Genomic DNA, 19,471 nt, shown 5'->3' on the forward strand with positions numbered 1-19,471 from the left:
ATTTGCTAAATACTGGTCAAAATTGCGACACGAGGTGCCGACCGAGGAGTAACAACGATCGAGGTTTCCAGTTTTTATGATCGCTCACTGGGATCTAGGGTTTATGCGATCGCTCCTAATACCCACTTATACTCCCGCTCAATAGAAGCCAACACATCCATCTTCATCTGAGGTGGCAGAACCTCCCAGGTGTAGGTTTCAATCTCCAGATGTTGGCAAGCATGGTTTTCTTGCAACAATTCTAGAACAGTGACAATATCTGCTTGGGTAGATTGCAAGATCTGGTAATCTCGGATGAAGATAGGAACGTGAAAATGAGTACGCCATTCCTGAGCCTGAGTTTTCTCTAGGTATGGTAATGCACTCACCAAATCCGGATAGTGATGTAAAGTGCCATCAGCATGACGCTCAATCACTTGGTGCAGATAGGTAGATTCGGCAAAAGGACGCAATCTCTCCGCCACCATGGGCCGCCGTTGAAGATCCAAGGGCAATTTCATCTGCAATGCTGCACTGAGCTGAATTTTGCCAATCCCAATCCCAGCAGCTTGCAGCCGAGGAAAGACTGACACCGGATCTTCATACTCCACGGAAAAATGGCAGGTATCGTAACACACCTTTACATGTTCTCGTAACAGAGACTCTGCTGAGTCTGGGGAAATTCCTAGGCGTTCTGCTAAATACGCTCCTCCTTGGGGCAATAACCACTCTTGGAAGAAATCAATGACTTCAGCGGCATTTTCTATCAAGCCATCTGGTTCTGGTTCTAAGTCTACATGGAGCAGTTTCCCTGTCTGTTCTCGAATGCGTACCATCTCTGCTGCTACTGTAGCAAGGTTGAGGCTGCACTCGCGCATCAGTGATTTCCTAGCTGTGTCAGTTGTCCACCAAGGTTTATAGGACAAGGGTACGGTAGAAATTCCACCGTCCATACCTGCTGGTAATAGTGCTGCCAAAATTCTGACTAACCGCAATGTGTATTCTACCCGCTCCGGTTTTGACCAATCTGGGGCATAAACTTTGTCTTTGACTACCTGGCGGTGAAATCCCCCATAGGGAAAACCATTCAAGGTAAATACGTATAAATCCTGCTGGTTGAGCCAAGTTTGGAACTGAGCTAAGGTATCTCCTGCGAGCAATTCCCGCGCCGCCATATCTGCCAACCGCAGTCCAATTCCAAAAGGTTGCTCTGGTGACAGCCTTGCTTTGAGAACCCGAAGATACTGCTGTAGGTTGGCAAAGACTTCACTCCAGCTTTCGCCGGGGTGAATATTGCTGCAATAGGTCAAGTGGAAACTGCCGTTTGTGCTAATTTTCATTAAAGTAAATTTCCATGCTGCAGTAAGCGTGAAACTTCACCCTTTGCCCATGGCATTGAGGTAACTTTTAACAGCGGGGGGTTGCGTTGATAAGAGCACTCCCCATAGCACCAAAACAAACCACTCGAAGGCGGCAAAACCTGCAAACAATGGGCGCAGTTCAACTAAGATTTGCTCGACTCGACGATATAGAGCAATAATCTAACTGGCTGAGTTTGGCTGATGCAGCCAGTTTGGAACATTTTCGTCCCTAGGCGCGATCGGGGTGTTCTTTTCTTAGGGGTAATTCAACCACTCAACCGACCACAGAACTTCGCACTGTCCACTACAATAAGGAATTTATCAGAAATTGCAACATGCATTTAACCAAGGAAGTTCAAAATTTATAATACTTAACAATAGTAAGTAGGTGGGTGTGTGGGGCTCGTTTTAGCTTGTTTTGATTTAAAATCGCCGTAATCCAGGCAGACTAAGGGTTTTGACAAGTTTAAAGCCTATTTCCCAACAAGTCTATGTATAAATTAAATGGCCATGGTTAAAGCTTTTCCAGCAGAGAAATGGCTTGTTCGTACAATGGGATTTCCACCTCGTATACCTCAATTCCCTGGCCAATTCCTCGCAATAGGGTGATGGTTAGTTCTCCCCCCAAATGCTCTCGAAACTCAGCAAGCCCCCTAAAAATGCATCGGGGATGGTCTGGTTGATCTAATTGCTCTGCTAATTCCGGCACGTATAATGAAAAGCCTAATCCCTTGAGCGTTTCCAGCACCCGCTGCCAATCTGAGTGCAAGAGCAGCCCTGCTAGGTAGGAATAAGTAATGTCCAGCGCCATGCCAATTGCTACCGCTTCCCCATGTCGCAGGCTATAGTTCGTTAACTGTTCCAGTTTGTGAGCGGCCCAGTGACCGAAATCTAGGGGTCGTGACGAACCCATTTCAAAGGGGTCACCGCTGGTGGCAATGTGTTCCATGTGTAACTGAGCACAGCAGTAAATTAGCTGTTTCATGGCATCCAGGTTGCCAGTGGCGATCGCCCTGGCATTTGTTGCTATAAAATCGAAGAAGTCGGCATCTTTAATCAGGGCCACCTTCACCGCCTCTGCGGTTCCTGCTCGCCAATCCCGCTTTTCTAGGGTAGTCAGGAAGTCAAAGTCATTGAATACGACATAGGGAGGGGCGAAGGTGCCCAGAAAGTTCTTTTTGCCGAAGGCATTAATCCCGTTCTTGACCCCCACACCGGAATCATTTTGCGCCAATACTGTTGTTGGCACCCTAATCAATCGAATTCCTCGGTGAGCCGTTGCTGCGGCATATCCTGCCATATCCAGCACAGCACCACCCCCAATCGCCAACACATAGGAATGTCGGCATAACCCCGCTTCATTAATTATCTTGTGAATTGAGTCTACTAAAGTTGGATCGTTCTTAGCTGCTTCCCCACCGGTTACAATCAGCGGCTCAACCTTAAGGGTAAGTATATCTTGGTACTGCTGGGCATAGGCGGCTAATTGCTCTAGCAAACCATCCCAGTGCTGCAGAAATCCTGCATCCACTACTGCTACTACTTGCTTTGGGCCTTTCTCCCCAACTGCTGCGATTGCTTGGGCGAGTAAAGGATTGTTCAACTGGAATAAACCAGTGGTGAAGTGAACATCATATGTGAAAGTAACGGGGACAGATTGGTGGAGCGGTTGCAGTTTGAATGCGGTCTTTTGTTTGATGCTAATTACCATAGCAAAGCCTGTCAAGTTACAGCGAACAGTGGAGCCAATGCCGTGGAAATTGGCAGCAGACTCAGAACTAGCAATCCATAAGGCCAACCAGCAAAACCGGCAGCAACCGCCGCATCCAACGCGATTAGTGACAATACGCCAGCCTTGACCGCACCTCGGATTAGGTCTGGACTTGGTTCGCGGGCAGCTTTGACAAAAGCAGGCAATACCCGCCCAGCCAAGAAACCAGCGAAGGGTAAAGCGGCAAGCACTTGATAATCTCTCAACAGCCCCAGCGCTAAAACTCCGCTAATCACTGCCCCGATCAGCAGCAGTGCTGCTACTCCCGTGCTGCTTTTTCCCCCATGTACTTCACCCTGACTGATAGCAGTAATCGCAGCGATGTAGGCGATGGGAATTAAGGCTAAAAACCACCGCTGCTCTATTATCTCTGGCAGGACACTCACCCCCAGCAACAAGTTTCCGCCCCGACACAAGCCCATGTTGAGCGGACCAAGCCAAGGGTGGTGTTTGGCAACCCGATCATAGAGCAAAGCAGCCAGGGCAATGATGGCAGCCAGGGCAAAACTTAACAGCGTGACTTGAGAAGCTGCTGCCACCCCGATGATTAGCAGCAGACTCCCCAGCCAAGTAGCCCCCTGAGGGGAAACCCGTCCACTGGGAATCGGGCGTTCTGGCCGCTCTTGGGCATCTATTTGGGCATCGAACAGATCATTGAAGACGACACCGCCGCCATAAAGCCCAGTTGTGGACAGCAGCAACCAGGCAAGTGGTACTAAACTTATAGGTTCTGTCTGCACTTGAGCTAGAACCAGGAAAAATCCAGAAGCAGCATAGCCAGCCAATATATCCGCCCAAGCGGTAATGATGTTAGCTGGTCGCATCAGTTGCAGATAAGCCCACAAAGGTTGGGACTTCAAACTGGCAGTATTCACTTCTATACCTCGAATTCTTTGACACTCCCCGCCGTAGAAGGACGGGGATTCTTGCTTCCACGGGGTGACTTGTTATCCTCTAAGTACCACTCGACAATGAAAGCGCGAGTTAGCGCACCGCCATAAAGTTTTAGCATCGGTTGTCACCTAATTCCTACCTCCTTCCCCAACCAACGGGATCGCTCCTACTGTAGAACCCGTGCTCATCTTACCAGTTTTAACCTTGCTGTCCTTGAAGGACTTTGCTGGAAGAAATAGTAACATGCATTTAACCAGGAAGTTCAAAATTTATAAGACTTAACAAAACTGGTTGTTGTATAAACTAGTTACAGCCTATGCCTTACCTGTCAATAGCTTTGGCAGACAACTACTCGATAATTAAAGACTCGCGCTCAGCATCCAATACTGGCTGTTGCCCCCGCAGCACAGAATTACCGTTGAACAGCTGGCGCTGATCGATGGGTGACGGATTGAGCCAGTCATCTTCGTGCATCTGACCACTCTGGCTATACGCTTTCAGAGCATTCTCATAACAAACAGCCCGCACTTTGTCATCTGGGATGCCCCTCGACCGCATCAACTGAGCCGTCTTCGGCACGGCTAAGGGATCGCTGATGCCCCAATCAGCGGCACTATCCACAATGATGCGCTCGTCACCATACTGGCGCACAATCTCTACCATTCGCTCGTTTCCCATTTTCGTCTGGGGATAAATGGAGAATGCTGCCCAGAAACCTCGCTCCAGAGTTTCTTTAACAGTTTCCTCGTTGACATGATCCACAATCACTCGCGATGGGTCTAACCCATGCTCAAGACAGACATCCATGCTGCGGGTCGTGCCCTCCTTCTTGTTGCGGTGGGGCGTGTGGATCAACACCAACATGTCCAGTTCCTTAGCCAGCTCTAGCTGTTGGCGGAAGTACTTGTCTTCAGCTTCCGTCATTTCGTCATAGCCCACCTCGCCAATGGCTACCACCCCCTCCTTACAGGCGTAAAGGGGCAACAGTTCCATCACTTGTTCTGCCAATGCCTCATTATTGGCTTCTTTGGGGTTCAAGGAAATCGTGCAGTAATGCCGGATGCCAAACTGACCCGCCCGGAAACGCTCCCAGCCGACCAGACTACTGAAGTAGTCCTTGAACGTCCCCAGGCTAGTGCGGGGTTGTCCTACCCAGAAGGAAGGCTCAATCAAAGCAACAATGCCATACTCTCGCATCACCATGTAATCGTAGGTGGTACGGGCTGTCATGTGAATGTGTGGGTCAATGAAAATCATCTCGTTTGCGGTCATGGTTGCTTCCTCAAATTAATGGTGGACAAGAGTTCACAAGCTGCTTGCTAACGGTAATTAAACAAAAATTATGCCCAAACAAATCCAAAACTCACTTTATAATAAGCAGCAAACACATCACGATGTCTTGATGCAGCCACGTCATAAAACGATAAGATATCGCTGTACGAAATGCCTCCTATGCCTCTGGAAAGGTATTTAAAGGTTTATTAGCCCAACGCCTTATCAAACCCCCCGTTAGCTTATGCCAAAGGAGAAAAGTATAAGCACAAAACACCAAAATTAAATGCCTTGTCTTGATCCAGTCGCTTTTAGGCTTCTTTTACCCCTGAATTGGTATTTCCCTAATCCTAAGGTTCGCTTTCCGCATCTAATTATTAAATTCGCCACGGGTCGCACCTAAATAACATTTCGCCTCTCGGCAAAATACTTCTATCCAATTCCTCTGGCTATAAGTTTATACTCCCCAATTTGGTGTTGCTAATGAGGCTTCCACATTGGTCAGTAAATAATCAATATCCTCTGCCTCTTCAAAGCTAGGTGCATTCATGAGGATAGCTACTATCGAATTTCCTTCTAGACCATTTAGTTCTACTTTTACTGTTGCTACATATACTGGCTTGGGATTTTGTTTGTTAATTGTGATTGACTTAAAACCTTATGGTGGCAAAGTTTTGGCTAACTCATCTAATCTTAGTTCTTCGGTTTTATCTAAGTCATTAATAACTTTTACTTTTCGTTCGCGTAGCCTGTGCCTTTGGCGCATTTTTGGCCACTCCTCCTAAGTAGTTTAATTTTCTTGATTCTAATTCCCTCAGCTAGGCTGTATTATTTCCATAACCGGCATCTATTAATACTATGCCCGGTCTGTATCCTCTCTTAAGACTCTTATCTATTAACTCTAAGGATAGCTATGGTTTTTTATTGATTTATAGGTCATTTTTTTCTGACGGTAATGAGTCTTTGTGTTGATATAATTCACTATCTAAAGGTAGGATTTTTTTTCATCATACAGATGAGTTGTTATCACTAAATTTCCATTATCTGTTTTCCCAATTTCTCCTATGTACTGTTTTCCTACTCCCAGGGTAAATGCATCTAATTTGCTGATTCATATATAGTGTTTTTTAAAAATTAAATAAACATTATATATAGAAAATCGATTGTCAAGAAGCGCAATATTTATTAAAGCAGGGTGGCATGGCTGCACAGGTGGTTTCTTTCATGGGAGCGAGCCCTTAAGTATGACAACGTGAAAGCTATGTATATTATAATATAATATGCTTTATTTTTAGCTAAATACTTGTTTAAGTACCGCTAACCGCTATTGGCTGAAGCTGTTCCAAGTCAGACGACCCTCCTGAATCAAGGCGTGCAAGTCTGGGCGGCACTCAAGTAGGGCTTGAACTTGGGGCGAGGGAGATTGAGAACAGGCTAAAGCGGCTGCTTCTTGTTGGGCGGCATCGGGTTCATTGAGGACTTTTTCTAAATCAGCGATGATGTCAGCATCGGCAAATGGTCCCACAAGCCGCCAAAGTTCAGGAGTGACAGGACGTTTAGCTGCCCAACGTTCGTGAGCATAGTCTATCAACATGCGAGCTAGTTCTGAATTAGCCCGGCGCTCGAGACCCCAAATCAGATACAATGGACTCCCCACAAACACTGCCTTAAGTATCATCTGGTTCCAGACAAGGTCGTCGAAATAATCGTTAGGATAAGGATTGCGCAGTGCTACAGCATTGAAAACTACACTCATATTACTACGAATTCCCTCGGCAGCGCGGGCAAGGTGCCGCTCTGGATAGGGCAATAGTGGCAAACTTTGATAGAGAGCAACTAACTCGCCAACGTCGGCGGTAGTGAAGAGTTGTTCGAGCATTCGCAGATATTGCTCAGCATCATCCGGCGGGAGAGCAAGTATTAGTAGCGTGCGAGCAGCTTGCTCCACGCTCCAATGACCGGGAGCCCAACCTGTCACGACCTCAGCCGCTTGCCAGTCTTCTAGCGTTAGCTCAAGGTCTTTTTTGCCTGTATAGCGAGGCACAGCGCTGAAAGCAGTGAAGAACACTCGCGCAGTGCCACCTCCAGCAATCTGAGAGCGCTTCTCATCCAGCCAGGTGAGACCTTCAGAGGCAACATGTCGTGAAAGCCAGCAATGCAGTAGGTCGGTGATGCCGGTCAAGTCAACATGAATTGAAGAAGACATAATATCAAATCCGGTTAAATAGTTATCGTTAAGCCTTGGCTGCAACTTAGGGGAGTAAGAAGGCAGAAATTCCACATGTCATCCTTCTGGCCATTTCACTTGCTCACGCTTTGTGCCACCCCCCTCGGTCTATAGTCAACAAAACCTGTTTGTGTTGCCCATTACCAAAATATCGTAAGATATCTCCAAGCCAAAGCAGATGAAGATGGAAAGCATTATTGGCAGGTTCATTATGTAGATGGAACAGTGATACGTGCCAACCTTCATGCAGCCGGTGGGAAAAAAGGGGTGAAGAAGACGAATTACGGTAGATGAAACCGTGGTGGGTTCAGCTACATTAATACACATACCCTTGTGTTGGGGTTAGGGATTAGGTATTGGTGATTAGTCATGCCCATGCATGGAAGCCTTTACCCATTTGCGATCTGTTGAAGTAACTTACGAATAATATCAGCATCCTCAGCTTGGGGCAGGATTTCTAAATAACGTTCCAAATCCTGGCATGCTTGTGATAGATATCCCAACTGGGAGTAAATCAGCCCCCGATCCCGCAGTTCTCCGGGTGCATTAGGAAACAGCAACAAAATGCGCTCAACTGCAGCCAGTGCTCTACGTAAGTCTTGGCGATTGAGATATATTAATTTAAGATTCATCAGCATCCGTCCCAACAGCTGCCGATTACTCACCGGTGCTAGGAAACGTGGTTCTAGGGTTACCGGATGCCCATAAATTTGGGTTAGTCGTTCCTCGCAGTCTTGTTCAAATAAAATCTCACCACCATCGAAAGCATCTACAAAGATACCCACCTGCTCAAACTGTGGGCGAATTAGGAAATGCCCTGGCATCCCAATACCAACCATGGGAAAATCAAGGCGTCGAGCGACTTCCAGGTACACTACCGAAAGGCTAATCGGGATACCTGTGCGCCGATCAATGACCTGATTGAGAAAACTATTACGGGGATCATAGTAATCACTCCTATTACCCGAATACCCTAGGTCATCATAGAAATACTGATTCAGAGTCTTAATCACTCGCAGGGGATAGCGTTGCTCAGGCAAACGCTCCTCTACTTCGGATGCCATGGTATCTAAGGCATTTAGGTAATCATCAATAGCCAGATCCGGGTATTCTTCGTGAGCGATATAAAGCGCTGCTTTTGCCAAATTAATTTGGTCATCAGGCTGATTGGTTTCTGTGTAAAACCCTTGACGCCCTAAAGTAAAGTCCATCTAAAAGTCCGTCAGCTACTCTGACTATATAGTATTTTTATTTGATATCTAAACATAATATTTATCTAAAAAATTAACAGGTAATAGAGAACATTGTAAAGATACAGTTTAAAGATATATGAGATTTTTTTAGTGTTATGATAAAACTCATAATCTCGTTGTTATTTTAGTTTCTTGTTTCCTTCTCTTGATGCAGTCGCTCATGGGGGTTTCCCCCAAGACCGCGCTGCATCGCTTAAACACAATTGATATATACTAGTATAGTATTATTTTTTCTATTTCATAGAAGTATCACTGTTGACAATTTAAATAGGATTGCTATATAACTCCAAAAATTGTTCTAAAAATGTTGAAGAACAAGAAAAGTCTGTTTCGCCAAGAATCACTTGAACGGCTATCTTCCCCAGAACGGCTGGATCAGTTGATGCAAGTGGTTAATCCTAGGGATTGGCTACCAATAGCCGCTTTGGGGGGTTTGGTGTTTTTGGCTGTGATTTGGAGTATTTTTGGACGGATTCCCATCACTGTCACCGGTCAAGGAGTACTAATCCGTCCCCGGCGGCTAGTACAGTTTCAGTCCACTATATCTGGACAGTTGGACTCTCTAAATGTCGGGGAGGGGCAATGCTTTGAGAAAAATTATGTCCTGGCAACCATTGACCCATCTGAACTCAAAAAGCAGTTACAGCTGCAACGGAGGAAACTAAGTCAATTGCAGGTACAGGATAGGGATAGCAATTTAATTTCAACTCAGTTAACCGCACTGGAAACGGATGCGATCGCAAAGCAGCGAGCTAGCTTAGAGCAACGGTTGCAAGATGCCACGGCTCTGACTCCTGTACTAAAAGAGAAAAACTTAACTGCGATCGCTCGACAGCGTCAAAGTCTAAACCAACAGCTGCGGGATGCCATGGCTCTGACTCCAGTATTACAGGATAAGGGATTGAAAGCGATCGCACAGCAGCGCCAAAGCTTAGAACAACGGCTAAGGGATGTAAAAGCTCAAGTCCCAGTTTTCAAACGGAGATGGCAAAAGCGTCAGGAACTGTCAGCGGTAGGGGGAATTGCTGAAGATGCCGTTTTACAAGCGGAACAAGAGTATCGCCAAGCCGTGCAGAGTATCTCGGAGCTGGAAGCACAGTTGAAGCAACTGGATTTTAGTGAAACTGAAACAGAAGGGACATACGTACAGAATCTCAGTACAATTAGTGAGATTCAAGTAAAGTTAGAGGAACTCAGTGTTCGAGAAACTGAGGCCCAACAAAAGTATTTGGATAACCTCAGTAATATATCCCAAATCAGAGCACAGTTACAAGAGTTGGATACCAAGGAAAAACGTTTAGACCAACAGAATTTGGAAAGTTCTAATCAACGAAACAATCAGATTCAGGACGTGAAGCTGGAAATTGCTCGACTGGAAAAGCAACTGGCAGACAAGAGTAAAATTCTGAGTCCTTACGCTGGGTGCGTTATCGAAATTGCTGCTGCTAGGGGACAAGTGGTTCAACCCGGAACCAAGCTCGGCACCATGACAGTTAAGGGAAAAAGTCATGGCATGGAGGGCATTACCTATTTCTCGGTCAAGGACGGGAAAAAGATTCAACCAGGAATGCTGATTCAAATTACACCGGATACAGTGAAGCGGCAACGATTTGGTGGCATTGTGGGTAAAATTACCTCAGTTTCACCCTATCCTGTAACTCGTGAGGGAGCAGCTAGTGTAGTGGGGAATCCAGAAGTAGTAGATAATCTGATCGGTCAGGGGGGAGCAATGATAGAAGTCTACGCTCAATTAGAACCAAATAATACCACGTTTAGTGGCTACCAGTGGTCATCTTCTGATGGTCCAGACTTGAAAATTTCTGCCGGAACTACTACCACCGCTAGGGTGAGAGTGAAAGAGCGTGTGCCGATTACCTTTGTCTTGCCGATTTTGCGGGAATGGAGTGGGATTTATTGAAGGTTTAAAGGTTTAAAGTTGAAGGTTTAAGGTTTGAAGTTTAAAGTTTAAAGTTTGAATGAAACAAAAACGAATCAAAACCCCCACTCTATTGCAAATGGAAGCAGTAGAATGTGGTGCCGCTGCTCTAGGAATTATTCTGAGTTACTATGGTCGGATTGTGCCGTTAGAGGAACTTAGGGTTAGTTGTGGTGTGTCCCGCGATGGCTCTAAAGCATCTAATTTGGTTAAAGCTGCTAGGCGTTATGGAATGCAAGCCAAGGGTTATAAAAAATCCCTGGCTAACCTTAAAAAATTGCATCCTCCGTTTATTGTGTTTTGGAATTTTAATCATTTCCTAGTAGTAGAAGGATTTAGGAAAAAAATCGTCTTTATCAATGATCCAGCTGCTGGTCCAAGACGGGTCACCAGCGATGAATTTGATCAGGGTTACACGGGGGTAGTGCTGGTAATTGAACCAGGACCAGAGTTTAAAAAAGGGGGTCAAAAACCCAGTATTACATTAGCGCTATGGTTACGACTCAAAGGGTCTATTCCTGCAATTACATACTGTATAATAGTAGGATTTTTATTAGTTTTTCCTGGCTTAGTTATTCCCGTCTTTAATCAAATTTTTGTAGATAATGTGTTAGTCGAAAGTCGCACTGATTGGCTACGTCCCTTGATTTTAGCCATGGCAATTACGGTAATCCTACAAGGGGTGCTTACCCTGTTACAATTGCGATATTTGAGACAACTAAAAATTAAGTTATCCGTAGGAATGTCCAGCCAATTTCTCTGGCACATCCTGCGATTACCAGCAAGATTTTATGCCCAGCGGTTTGCTGGAGAAATTAGTAATCGGGTTAAGCTAAATGACAAAGTGGCTGACGTGCTTTCGGGTCAGTTGGCAACAACAGTGATTAATTCCGTAATGGTAATCTTTTATGCCCTGGTGATGTTTGCCTATGATGGGGTACTCACTGTAATTGGTATCGTTTTTGCCTTGGTAAATGTCTTGACCTTACAATGGCTGGCTCGTAAGCGGGTGGACAGCTATATGCAATTAGCCCTAGACCGGGGCAAGGCAGCTGGGGTAGCGATCGCTGGACTACAGGGCATAGAAAGTGTCAAGGCATCCGCAACAGAGTCGGATTTCTTTGCGAGGTGGTCCGGTTACTATGCTAAAGGGGTTAATGGTCAGCAGAAACTGGAAGTAGCAAACCAGGTTTTAGGGGTTTTGCCGCCTTTGCTAACCTCTTTAACCTCTATGCTGATTTTGGCGGTTGGCGGTCTAAGGGTGATGGAAGGATCTCTCAGTATTGGGATGTTAGTGGCTTTTCAAAGCTTGATGAACAGTTTTCAGAAGCCTGTCAACCAGTTAGTCAGTTTTGGCAGTACTCTCCAGGAACTCGATGGTGACCTCAATCGCTTGGATGATGTATTGGGCAACCCGATTGACCCCCAGTTGAGGGAAGGGTTAGCTCAAACCGCTCATTCCCCTAACCAGTCCCAAGATTCGGTAGCAGGTCAAAGGGGAGATCAAGCAGAATCTGATTCATTCCCCACTCTCCAGGTCTGCCTTCAAGGTCATATAGAATTACGCAATATTACCTTTGGCTATTCCCAGATAGATGGACCGTTAATTGAGAACTTTAATCTGAGCCTGAAACCTGGTCAAAGGGTAGCACTAGTAGGGGGTAGTGGTTCGGGGAAGTCTACCATAGCAAAGATAGTAACTGGTCTATACCAACCTTGGTCAGGGCAGATTCTATTTGATGGCATTCCAAAAGAGCAGATTCCCAGGTTGGTGTTGACGAATTCCTTAGCAATGGTAGAACAGGAAATCTTTCTGTTTGGCGGTACAGTGCGGGATAATCTGACATTGTGGGATAAGACGGTACCCCTGTCTGAGATAGTGCGCTCTTGTCAGGATGCGGCAATTCACGAGGTGATTCAGGCACTACCTGGGGGATATGAAGCCCAACTGATGGAAGGAGCTGGAAATTTAAGTGGGGGTCAGCGTCAACGTCTGGAAATTGCTAGAGCGTTGGTTAATGACCCAGCGATTTTGGTGATGGATGAGGCAACTAGTGCCTTGGATGGGTCAACGGAAACGATTATTGACCAGAATCTCAGGCGTCGGGGTATTTCTTGTATTATTGTAGCCCACCGCTTGAGTACGATTCGAGATTGTGATGAGATTATTGTTCTGGAGCGGGGTAAGGTGGTGCAGCGGGGTACCCATGAGGAATTGTGGCAGCAAGGGGGAGTTTATGGGCAGTTGATTAGTTCTAGTTATTAGCTAAGAGGATATCTGAAAAGTTTTTTGATACTGAATTTTGCCCCCCTAGCCCCCCAACTTTGGGGGGAAAAAGAGTTAATTTTATTCTAAAAGTCCCCCAAAATTGGGGGATTTAGGGGGCTTGGATGTAGCAAATGAGACTTCTCAGACAACCTCTAAGCATTCAGCCTACCGCTGTCAGCAGTCAGCTTAAAATAAACCTCATTTGGGAGAATTTAAGAGTTCGAGATTTTATCGAATTGAAAGTCTGGGGATTTGCCCATCTAAGCATTAGCTGATAGCTTACATTAAAAAGCTATTCATTTTGAATTTTGTCTTTTGTATTTTGAATTCAAAAATGGTCATCTATTCAATTCGGATTAAAAAGATTCCACTGGCAAAATCTGTATGTTGATCGGCGTGGATAATATTTCCACCATTGGAATAAATAAAGTTAGCAATCTTAGCCACAAGCCCTGGGAGCAGGTCAATTTTGTAAGAACACTTGAACTACAAACGCTTGAACTAGAGTGTTTTCGGGACTTGAGCAGGAATTATGAGTTATTTTAGTACATTTGTTCTGCGAATTTGACATGCTCTCTTTTGCATAGACCATGTTCCGTTATTTTCTAAGTTATGGTTGAGGAGTAAGTTTAATCCTGCTGTGGGAATGCCCCCTGGTTGGTTTTTTTTGGGGAATTTAAGGCGATCACCCTTGTAGGAATTAAAGAGTGGCACAATAGTCTAAGACAAACACCGTCTGAGTACTAAGCGTATGGATGATATCAGAACAATTACCTCGGTAATTGCGCTCTTTTTATCGCTTCTGAGTTTGCAATGGAGTAGGCGGCGTCCAAAGCTTGAGGTTACGTATGAAGACAAGAGTCCTTTTAAAAAGCACGCTCAAATTATCGAGACATGGGAGTCAAGTGTTTTTGTTCGGGTTCGAGTCCGTAACCGGGGGAGTAATATTGCAAAAGGATGCACAGGAAAAGTCGTGAGCTGGTGTGCAGGGAAAGAAGAGACAGATGACTTTGATCCAGTTCGAGTTCATTGGGTGTCTAATCCCCCGGACGATGATGGCCCCATTAGCCTTGCTGTAGGGGAGTTCGAGTACTTAGATGTCTTCAGGGTTAATATCGGCGGGGGGCGACTAGACCTTTATACGAACTCTCACCCGAGAGCCACTTCAATGAGCTTTGCCTGGCCTCAGGCATTCGTTCTAAAAGTGGTCGTGTATTGCGAGGATAGTCCAGCTTCTTCGATTCGGCTAAGAGTCTCTTATGATGAGAAAAATAACCCCATAGTCCAGTGCATAAAAGGTAGCCCCTTGTAATAAATCGGCCAAGCTCGTTTCGACCAAATTACGCTGACCATAAATAAGTTGTATTGCTTCCATTGAGTTCTATCAAGAGCAATAAATAGACGTTTAGATTGAAGGCAATGAGTCTGAATTAGATATTTAATAATTGGAAACCATAGTAAAGTTACACTCAGTTGAGGGAGTTTGAGGAATCTTTGTAAGTAACGGCGACGACTCTCAAATAATATCGGTTAAGGAAACAAAGCTGCTAAGCGTTCAATCCGGAAGCAGGTCAATTTTGTAAGAACACTTGAACTAGAAACGCTTGAACTAGAGTGTTTTCGGGGCTTGAGCAGGAATCATGAGTTATTTTAGTACATTTGTTCTTCGAATTTGACATGCTCCCCAAGCCCTTGTTGATCGGGACAAGATAAAAGTAGTGTTGCAGTGGGTAAATTCATTTTAACTTATGAACTAACAATTATTTTGAATGAATCTAATAGATAAATAACCATTAAGTAGTCGGACAAAAGTTTTGGGTGCTATATAAAGTTTTGCAAATATCGACAAAACCTTTTGGTGTAAAGGTTACAAGGCTTTGACAGTTTTTGAGACAGTACCGTTTATTTATGTCCGACTACTTATATAAAATAATATCTGATTCGTCTAGACTCAACATCAAGGTAATTTTCGTAAGCTTAATACCTAAGCATTTAGCTGAATGCTTACCTTTTAAAAACCACGCTAAAATATGGGCAAAGCTACTGTAGAATAGGCGAGCCATGACACGTAAAACAAATCGACGTAAGTTTATCGTGACCAGTGTTGCTGCTGCGGGTGGTATTGTCGGAAGTGCAGCATGGCATAAACAGCAGTCTAAACTCTCAGCAAAAGCAGCTATTCAACTGCCAACAGCAGCTACAATGCCAGAACGAGTGTTAGGGAAAACGGGGGTTAAAGTTCCAATCTTTGGGTTGGGAGGTGCAGGACAAACGCCTTTATCGAAGATGAATCGAGAAGCTGATGCCGTCGCTCAAATTGAAGCAGCATTACAGTTTGGAATTCGTTATTTTGATACGGCAGCTAGTTATGGCCCCAGCGAATACTATATGGGTAAGGTATTACCTGCTTATCGCTCTAATCTATTTTTAGCAACAAAAACAGCACAACGAGATCGAGATGGGGCTTGGCGAGAGTTAGAGCGATCGCTTAAACGCCTTCAAACTGATTCTATCGATTTATGGCAATTACACCATGTTTCTTTTCACGAAACGTTAGATCAGATTTTTAGTCCCAATGGCGCTATCAAAGCCTTTGAAGAAGCAAAAGAACAAGGAATTGTAAAATATTTAGGTATTACCGGACATCACGAACCGGATGTGATTGCAGAGGGGTTGCGGCGCTATCCCTTTGATACTACCTTAATTTCTCTCAATGCAGCAGATGTTCACCATCCTCGTCCTTTTGCCAAAACTGTTTTACCAGTGGCGCGAGAGAAAAATGTAGGAGTGATTGCTATGAAAGTTCCGGCTTATGGCAGGTTATTCAAAAATGGTGTCTTAGATGGAATGGAGCAAGCCATGGGTTATGTATTGTCTTTAGAGGGAGTACATTGTTGTATTATTGCTGCCGAATCCGTCAAGCAATTAGAATCTAATTTTAAAGTAGCCCAAGCATTTCAATCGTTGAGTTCAGAACAAATGACTGCTATTGAAGCACGCACAGCTTCTGCTTGGCAAGACAATACATTTTTCCGACGGTGGACGTGAAACTGTAGCAACCTATACCCTCGATACCTAAATATCAACACTAGGGTGCGTCATTGACGCACCCTACAATCTTAGCTGCATCGCCTATCAACAATGCTGCGAGATCTAGCAGTCGCCAGGGCAGGCGCGGACATGACAAAAGTCTCAAACCTAAGTAAGCGCAAGAGTTTCACTTCTGACTTCTGACTTCTGACTTCTGACTTCTGACTTCTGCTAGATCTAAGGCTTAACCTACTGGTCCTGACGGCTCTTGTGCCTTAAACTCAGGACAATAGATCAGATACTTGCCAGTAACATAACCTTGTAAGGGGGCAGAAATAGGAACCCAGCCATTACTACCACGATTAACAATCGTTACCTTAGAACCATCAGCAATAATCCCAATAATATCACCGTCAAATGATGGTGATTTGCGGACATTTAAACCCTGTGGTGCTGAAACTTCCCGACAATTCTCTTCCGATGGTGGTGGTGTTGGACAAGGTTTTATTTTAATAAACTTGCCAGACACATAACCGATTATGGGTTCTGAAATCTTCACCCAGCCATCTGCACGTATACTCTCAATCTTGACCTCAGTACCATTTTTTAATGTACCGATACTGGGACCACCAGGAGTTGAACGCACCATCAGGTCACTACCACTAGTGGTAACTGTACCACACTCTTTTTTGACGGTGGGACAGGGTTGAAGATACGCCTCAGACACATAACCTTTCTGGGGAGAAACAATCGGTACCCAACCATCACTACTAGTACCCTTGATAGTGATTTTAGTACCATTTTCTACAACACCGACAATGGTACCACCAGGGGTCGCACGGACATTGAGCGGGTTACCCTTAGTCGATACTAGACGACATTCTTCTTTGGGAGGAGGTGGTGGACAAGGTTTGAGATACCGGTCGGAAACATAACCCTTTTGGGGAGAGACAAGCTGTACCCAACCATTAGTACTGCTATTGATAATCGTGACTTTAGTGCCATTGTCCAAGTCACCAATAATCCTACCACCAGGACTCTGACGTACATTCAGACCCTTGCCAGTATTGGTCGAAACTATACGACATTCCTGCTTAGGTGGTGGTGGACAGGATTGGAGATACTGCTGAGAAATATAACCTGACAAGGGAGAAGAAATTTTTGCCCAGTCTTGGTTTACTATTTGCTCAAGGGTAACCTCAGACCCGTTTTTGACGACACCGATAATCCGGTAATTGCTACCGGGTCCACTGCGGACATTGAGATCACTGCCTCTAGTCACTACTTTGCGGCATTTGTCTGTAGCCGCAGCTAGTTGGAATTTTGCTTGGTTCTCAAATGAGATGTTTTCTAAGCGAGAGGATGGGGTAAATTGAGCGATCGCAGGACTAGTAGCATAAGATGGCGCAGGAAAAGCTGTAAACGCTAGCGCCACAGAGATGCACACCACTAGTAATTTTCGCCAACCACTAATCTTTGTGATCATATGTTGGATTAATTATTCACTATTAAAAAAGTGGAATGGCTTTATTCTATTAGAACTTCCGATAAAACCCCATACTCTCGATTCCTAGCTTTGTGGTGGCAAGAATAGAACAGGGTGCCAGCTGCTGCGCATTAAATCACCGGCTAAGCTACGCACTGACCAATCTAAGAATTTTCCTTTGTGATCGGAAGAGATTGCGATCGCAGTAATATCAAATTCTAAGGCTGTGTCTAAAATCTCTTCACGGGCATTTCCCACTCGTACGTCCGTATTGACCTGTAAGCCAAGCTGTTCTAACTCTGCTTTTACTGGTTCTAGCTTGTCTTGAGCTTTTTGTAACTGAGGCTCCTTAGATAATTCTCTGCGCCCCCCTTCGCTGACTACCCACAACAGCATACACTGCTTTAGTGAGTCATCTGGTGCTTGTTTAGCATACTCTTTGACCCTTTCCACGACAGATTGAGACGCTGTAGTGCCGTCATAGGGAATTAGCAAATACCGGAATAGATGTTTGCAGCGTAGATCGAGTTCTTCGCAGGTGTAAGCTGAAATCAGTTGTGGTCGCAGCATTAGCAAAGGTGTACTACATTCCTTGCTCAAGGTTGCTGTAGTGCTACCGAAAAGCTTTTCTTGTAATAAGCTGCGCACTGGGGTGCCAATCAGTATGACATCAGCATCGTAACGTTTGGCGATTTTAGGAATACTGTCACTAGGACGACCTGACATCACTTCGATGTGAACCTCTACCCCTTCAGGTATATTGGTCAAACCTTTTTCAAAGCGCTGACGAGCTTGTTCTATTCCTTCTTCATCAATGCGAGGTATTTCTCCCTCTTCCCAAAGCGGAACAAAGTGGCAGAAGATGATTTTCTTAAGCCCACCAGCCGCTAAACTGGGGACAAACTCTACTAGCCGATATAAACCGTCAGAGAAATCGGTGCAGATTAGGCAATGCTGAAACATATGCAGGGAGGATGGCTTTTTCTTAGAGTTTCTTCGAGACTAGATCAATTTACAATTACTTTGGATAGTTTTGCATTAATTTATACAATTTTATAAACTATTGTTCCTGACTTGCCTAGAGTGAATTAGGTTATTCCCAATCTTATTTCCTTTAAGCAAGCTTGCGGTGATATTATTTAAGATTATCTTTAGCTAACAATAAGTTGAATCAATTAATTCTAATTTTAATTAAATCTTAATATAATTCGAGTTGACGCCCCAGCATCCCCAGCTCCTTTCCTACCTACGGAATTGAGCAAGAGAAGGAGGTCGCGACTCAATTAAGGTGAATAACAATCAGACTAGGGGTTTAGCTATAATCCCCACTCGTGTTTTAGGACTTCTTTGTACATTGTTTCACGCATCATCATTTGCTCATAGAGTTTGATTAGGAATTCTTGAGCTTGCTCACGGCTCATTTTCTGGACCTGAGATTCAAAGGACCGCAGGTTAAATTTTTGTTCTAGGGAAAGTTCTACTGGTTTAGACATAGTTGAGCTCCTTAAAAACTAATGATGGGTTTTGGCTGGCTAGAGCAGCCCTAGTTTAGATCAGGCTAGGTATCGGTAAATGTATCAACCGTTAACCTATCTGACCTTTAATGAAGAATCGTAACAATTATTTGACAAAATGACCAGGCTTTGATCCATTATGACGTTATATATGACCTAGACTCTTTCTAGCAAGTTCCCTGGCTAGGATTGATGCTCTCCAATTCGGTATATAACGCTACGCTTAGCGTCAGAAGTTAGAAGTCAGAAGTCAGAAGTCAGCTAGACTAACGTTTCGGAGTTTATGAATGTCAAACATCTGAATGCGTAGTGCTATAACTGTTTCTTATACTCGATAAAACACAATTCGATAAAACACAATAGGTGCGCCCCTCCAAGGCCGCGAACAATCCCTCGCGGCCTTGGGTCGCACCTGTAGAATAGGCATCAGGGGTGGAACTGGCATCTTGTGTAGAACTGGCATCTTGCCAGTTTCCTCC

General features: G+C 44.7%; 13 protein-coding genes and 2 pseudogenes. 3 read left to right on the plus strand and 12 right to left on the minus strand.

Translation table 11 applies throughout. The features are described from left to right. Positions 1 to 101: 101 nt before the first annotated feature. The 8 genes and pseudogenes from eboE to AC4II3_RS04980 all read right to left on the minus strand — a co-directional run bounded on the left by eboE (position 102) and on the right by AC4II3_RS04980 (position 8,715). A complete protein-coding gene (eboE, locus tag AC4II3_RS04945; RefSeq protein ID WP_488007977.1) occupies positions 102 to 1,319 on the minus strand; it encodes a metabolite traffic protein EboE in 1,218 nt (405 codons plus the stop codon). Between the two features lie 535 nt (positions 1,320 to 1,854). Then, on the minus strand, positions 1,855 to 3,051 hold the full coding sequence (locus tag AC4II3_RS04950; RefSeq protein WP_488008001.1) for a 3-dehydroquinate synthase: 1,197 nt from the start codon (positions 3,049 to 3,051) through the stop codon (positions 1,855 to 1,857). An 11-nt stretch (positions 3,052 to 3,062) separates the two neighbouring features. Next, a complete protein-coding gene (gene eboC / locus AC4II3_RS04955; RefSeq protein WP_488007979.1) occupies positions 3,063 to 3,986 on the minus strand; it encodes a UbiA-like protein EboC in 924 nt (307 codons plus the stop codon). Between the two features lie 2 nt (positions 3,987 to 3,988). Then, complete coding sequence (locus AC4II3_RS04960; RefSeq protein WP_488007981.1) at positions 3,989 to 4,123, minus strand: hypothetical protein; 135 nt, start codon at positions 4,121 to 4,123, stop codon at positions 3,989 to 3,991. 230 nt (positions 4,124 to 4,353) lie between these two features. After that, positions 4,354 to 5,277 (minus strand): TatD family hydrolase, encoded by a 924-nt coding sequence (locus tag AC4II3_RS04965; RefSeq protein WP_488007983.1) that lies wholly within the window; start codon positions 5,275 to 5,277, stop codon positions 4,354 to 4,356. 68 nt (positions 5,278 to 5,345) lie between these two features. Continuing rightward, positions 5,346 to 6,370, minus strand: a pseudogene (locus tag AC4II3_RS04970) (transposase); the annotation flags it as partial. Positions 6,371 to 6,601: 231 nt separating this feature from the next. Then, positions 6,602 to 7,483, minus strand: coding sequence for an EboA family metabolite traffic protein (locus tag AC4II3_RS04975; RefSeq protein ID WP_488007985.1), 882 nt, complete (start codon positions 7,481 to 7,483; stop codon positions 6,602 to 6,604). A gap of 410 nt (positions 7,484 to 7,893) precedes the next feature. Further along, the gene (locus tag AC4II3_RS04980) at positions 7,894 to 8,715 is read right to left on the minus strand and encodes a SirB1 family protein (RefSeq protein ID WP_488007987.1); all 822 of its coding nucleotides are present in this window, start codon (positions 8,713 to 8,715) and stop codon (positions 7,894 to 7,896) included. Positions 8,716 to 9,061: 346 nt separating this feature from the next. Here AC4II3_RS04980 and AC4II3_RS04985 point away from each other — a divergent pair, with 346 nt between their 5' ends. Both AC4II3_RS04985 and AC4II3_RS04990 read left to right on the plus strand, forming a co-directional pair. Continuing rightward, entirely contained in the window at positions 9,062 to 10,675 is a 1,614-nt protein-coding gene (locus tag AC4II3_RS04985) for an NHLP bacteriocin system secretion protein (RefSeq protein ID WP_488007989.1), read from the plus strand. Between the two features lie 58 nt (positions 10,676 to 10,733). Further along, positions 10,734 to 12,959, plus strand: coding sequence for an NHLP family bacteriocin export ABC transporter peptidase/permease/ATPase subunit (locus AC4II3_RS04990; protein ID WP_488007991.1), 2,226 nt, complete (start codon positions 10,734 to 10,736; stop codon positions 12,957 to 12,959). A 348-nt stretch (positions 12,960 to 13,307) separates the two neighbouring features. Here AC4II3_RS04990 and AC4II3_RS04995 read toward each other — a convergent pair. Next, a pseudogene (locus AC4II3_RS04995) lies at positions 13,308 to 13,430 on the minus strand (formyltetrahydrofolate deformylase); the annotation flags it as partial. 1,593 nt (positions 13,431 to 15,023) lie between these two features. Here AC4II3_RS04995 and AC4II3_RS05000 point away from each other — a divergent pair. Beyond that, on the plus strand, positions 15,024 to 16,010 hold the full coding sequence (locus tag AC4II3_RS05000) for an aldo/keto reductase (protein ID WP_488007993.1): 987 nt from the start codon (positions 15,024 to 15,026) through the stop codon (positions 16,008 to 16,010). A gap of 226 nt (positions 16,011 to 16,236) precedes the next feature. On the opposite strand, the gene AC4II3_RS05005 is transcribed toward AC4II3_RS05000, so the two are convergent. From AC4II3_RS05005 to AC4II3_RS05015, 3 genes are all read right to left on the minus strand, one after another. Next, the gene (locus tag AC4II3_RS05005; RefSeq protein WP_488007995.1) at positions 16,237 to 17,478 is read right to left on the minus strand and encodes an SH3 domain-containing protein; all 1,242 of its coding nucleotides are present in this window, start codon (positions 17,476 to 17,478) and stop codon (positions 16,237 to 16,239) included. An 84-nt stretch (positions 17,479 to 17,562) separates the two neighbouring features. Then, positions 17,563 to 18,441: a universal stress protein gene (locus tag AC4II3_RS05010; RefSeq protein ID WP_488007997.1), complete on the minus strand. Its 879-nt coding sequence runs from the start codon at positions 18,439 to 18,441 to the stop codon at positions 17,563 to 17,565. A 353-nt stretch (positions 18,442 to 18,794) separates the two neighbouring features. Further along, positions 18,795 to 18,971 (minus strand): NblA/ycf18 family protein, encoded by a 177-nt coding sequence (locus AC4II3_RS05015; RefSeq protein ID WP_008178810.1) that lies wholly within the window; start codon positions 18,969 to 18,971, stop codon positions 18,795 to 18,797. Positions 18,972 to 19,471: the final 500 nt, after the last annotated feature.

The sequence above is a fragment of the Moorena sp. genome (genome assembly GCF_982860115.1).

Bases quoted from the DNA above. Each gene is read 5' to 3' on its own strand.
- eboE (WP_488007977.1), bottom strand. From the start codon at position 1,319: ATGAAAATTAGCACAAACGGCAGTTTCCACTTGACCTATTGCAGCAAT.
- AC4II3_RS04960 (WP_488007981.1), bottom strand. From the start codon at position 4,123: ATGCTAAAACTTTATGGCGGTGCGCTAACTCGCGCTTTCATTGTCGAG.
- AC4II3_RS05000 (WP_488007993.1), top strand. From the start codon at position 15,024: ATGACACGTAAAACAAATCGACGTAAGTTTATCGTGACCAGTGTTGCT.
- AC4II3_RS05010 (WP_488007997.1), bottom strand. From the start codon at position 18,441: ATGTTTCAGCATTGCCTAATCTGCACCGATTTCTCTGACGGTTTATAT.
- AC4II3_RS04965 (WP_488007983.1), bottom strand. From the start codon at position 5,277: ATGACCGCAAACGAGATGATTTTCATTGACCCACACATTCACATGACA.
- AC4II3_RS05005 (WP_488007995.1), bottom strand. From the start codon at position 17,478: ATGATCACAAAGATTAGTGGTTGGCGAAAATTACTAGTGGTGTGCATC.
- AC4II3_RS05015 (WP_008178810.1), bottom strand. From the start codon at position 18,971: ATGTCTAAACCAGTAGAACTTTCCCTAGAACAAAAATTTAACCTGCGG.
- AC4II3_RS04980 (WP_488007987.1), bottom strand. From the start codon at position 8,715: ATGGACTTTACTTTAGGGCGTCAAGGGTTTTACACAGAAACCAATCAG.
- AC4II3_RS04985 (WP_488007989.1), top strand. From the start codon at position 9,062: ATGTTGAAGAACAAGAAAAGTCTGTTTCGCCAAGAATCACTTGAACGG.
- AC4II3_RS04950 (WP_488008001.1), bottom strand. From the start codon at position 3,051: ATGGTAATTAGCATCAAACAAAAGACCGCATTCAAACTGCAACCGCTC.
- AC4II3_RS04990 (WP_488007991.1), top strand. From the start codon at position 10,734: ATGAAACAAAAACGAATCAAAACCCCCACTCTATTGCAAATGGAAGCA.
- AC4II3_RS04975 (WP_488007985.1), bottom strand. From the start codon at position 7,483: ATGTCTTCTTCAATTCATGTTGACTTGACCGGCATCACCGACCTACTG.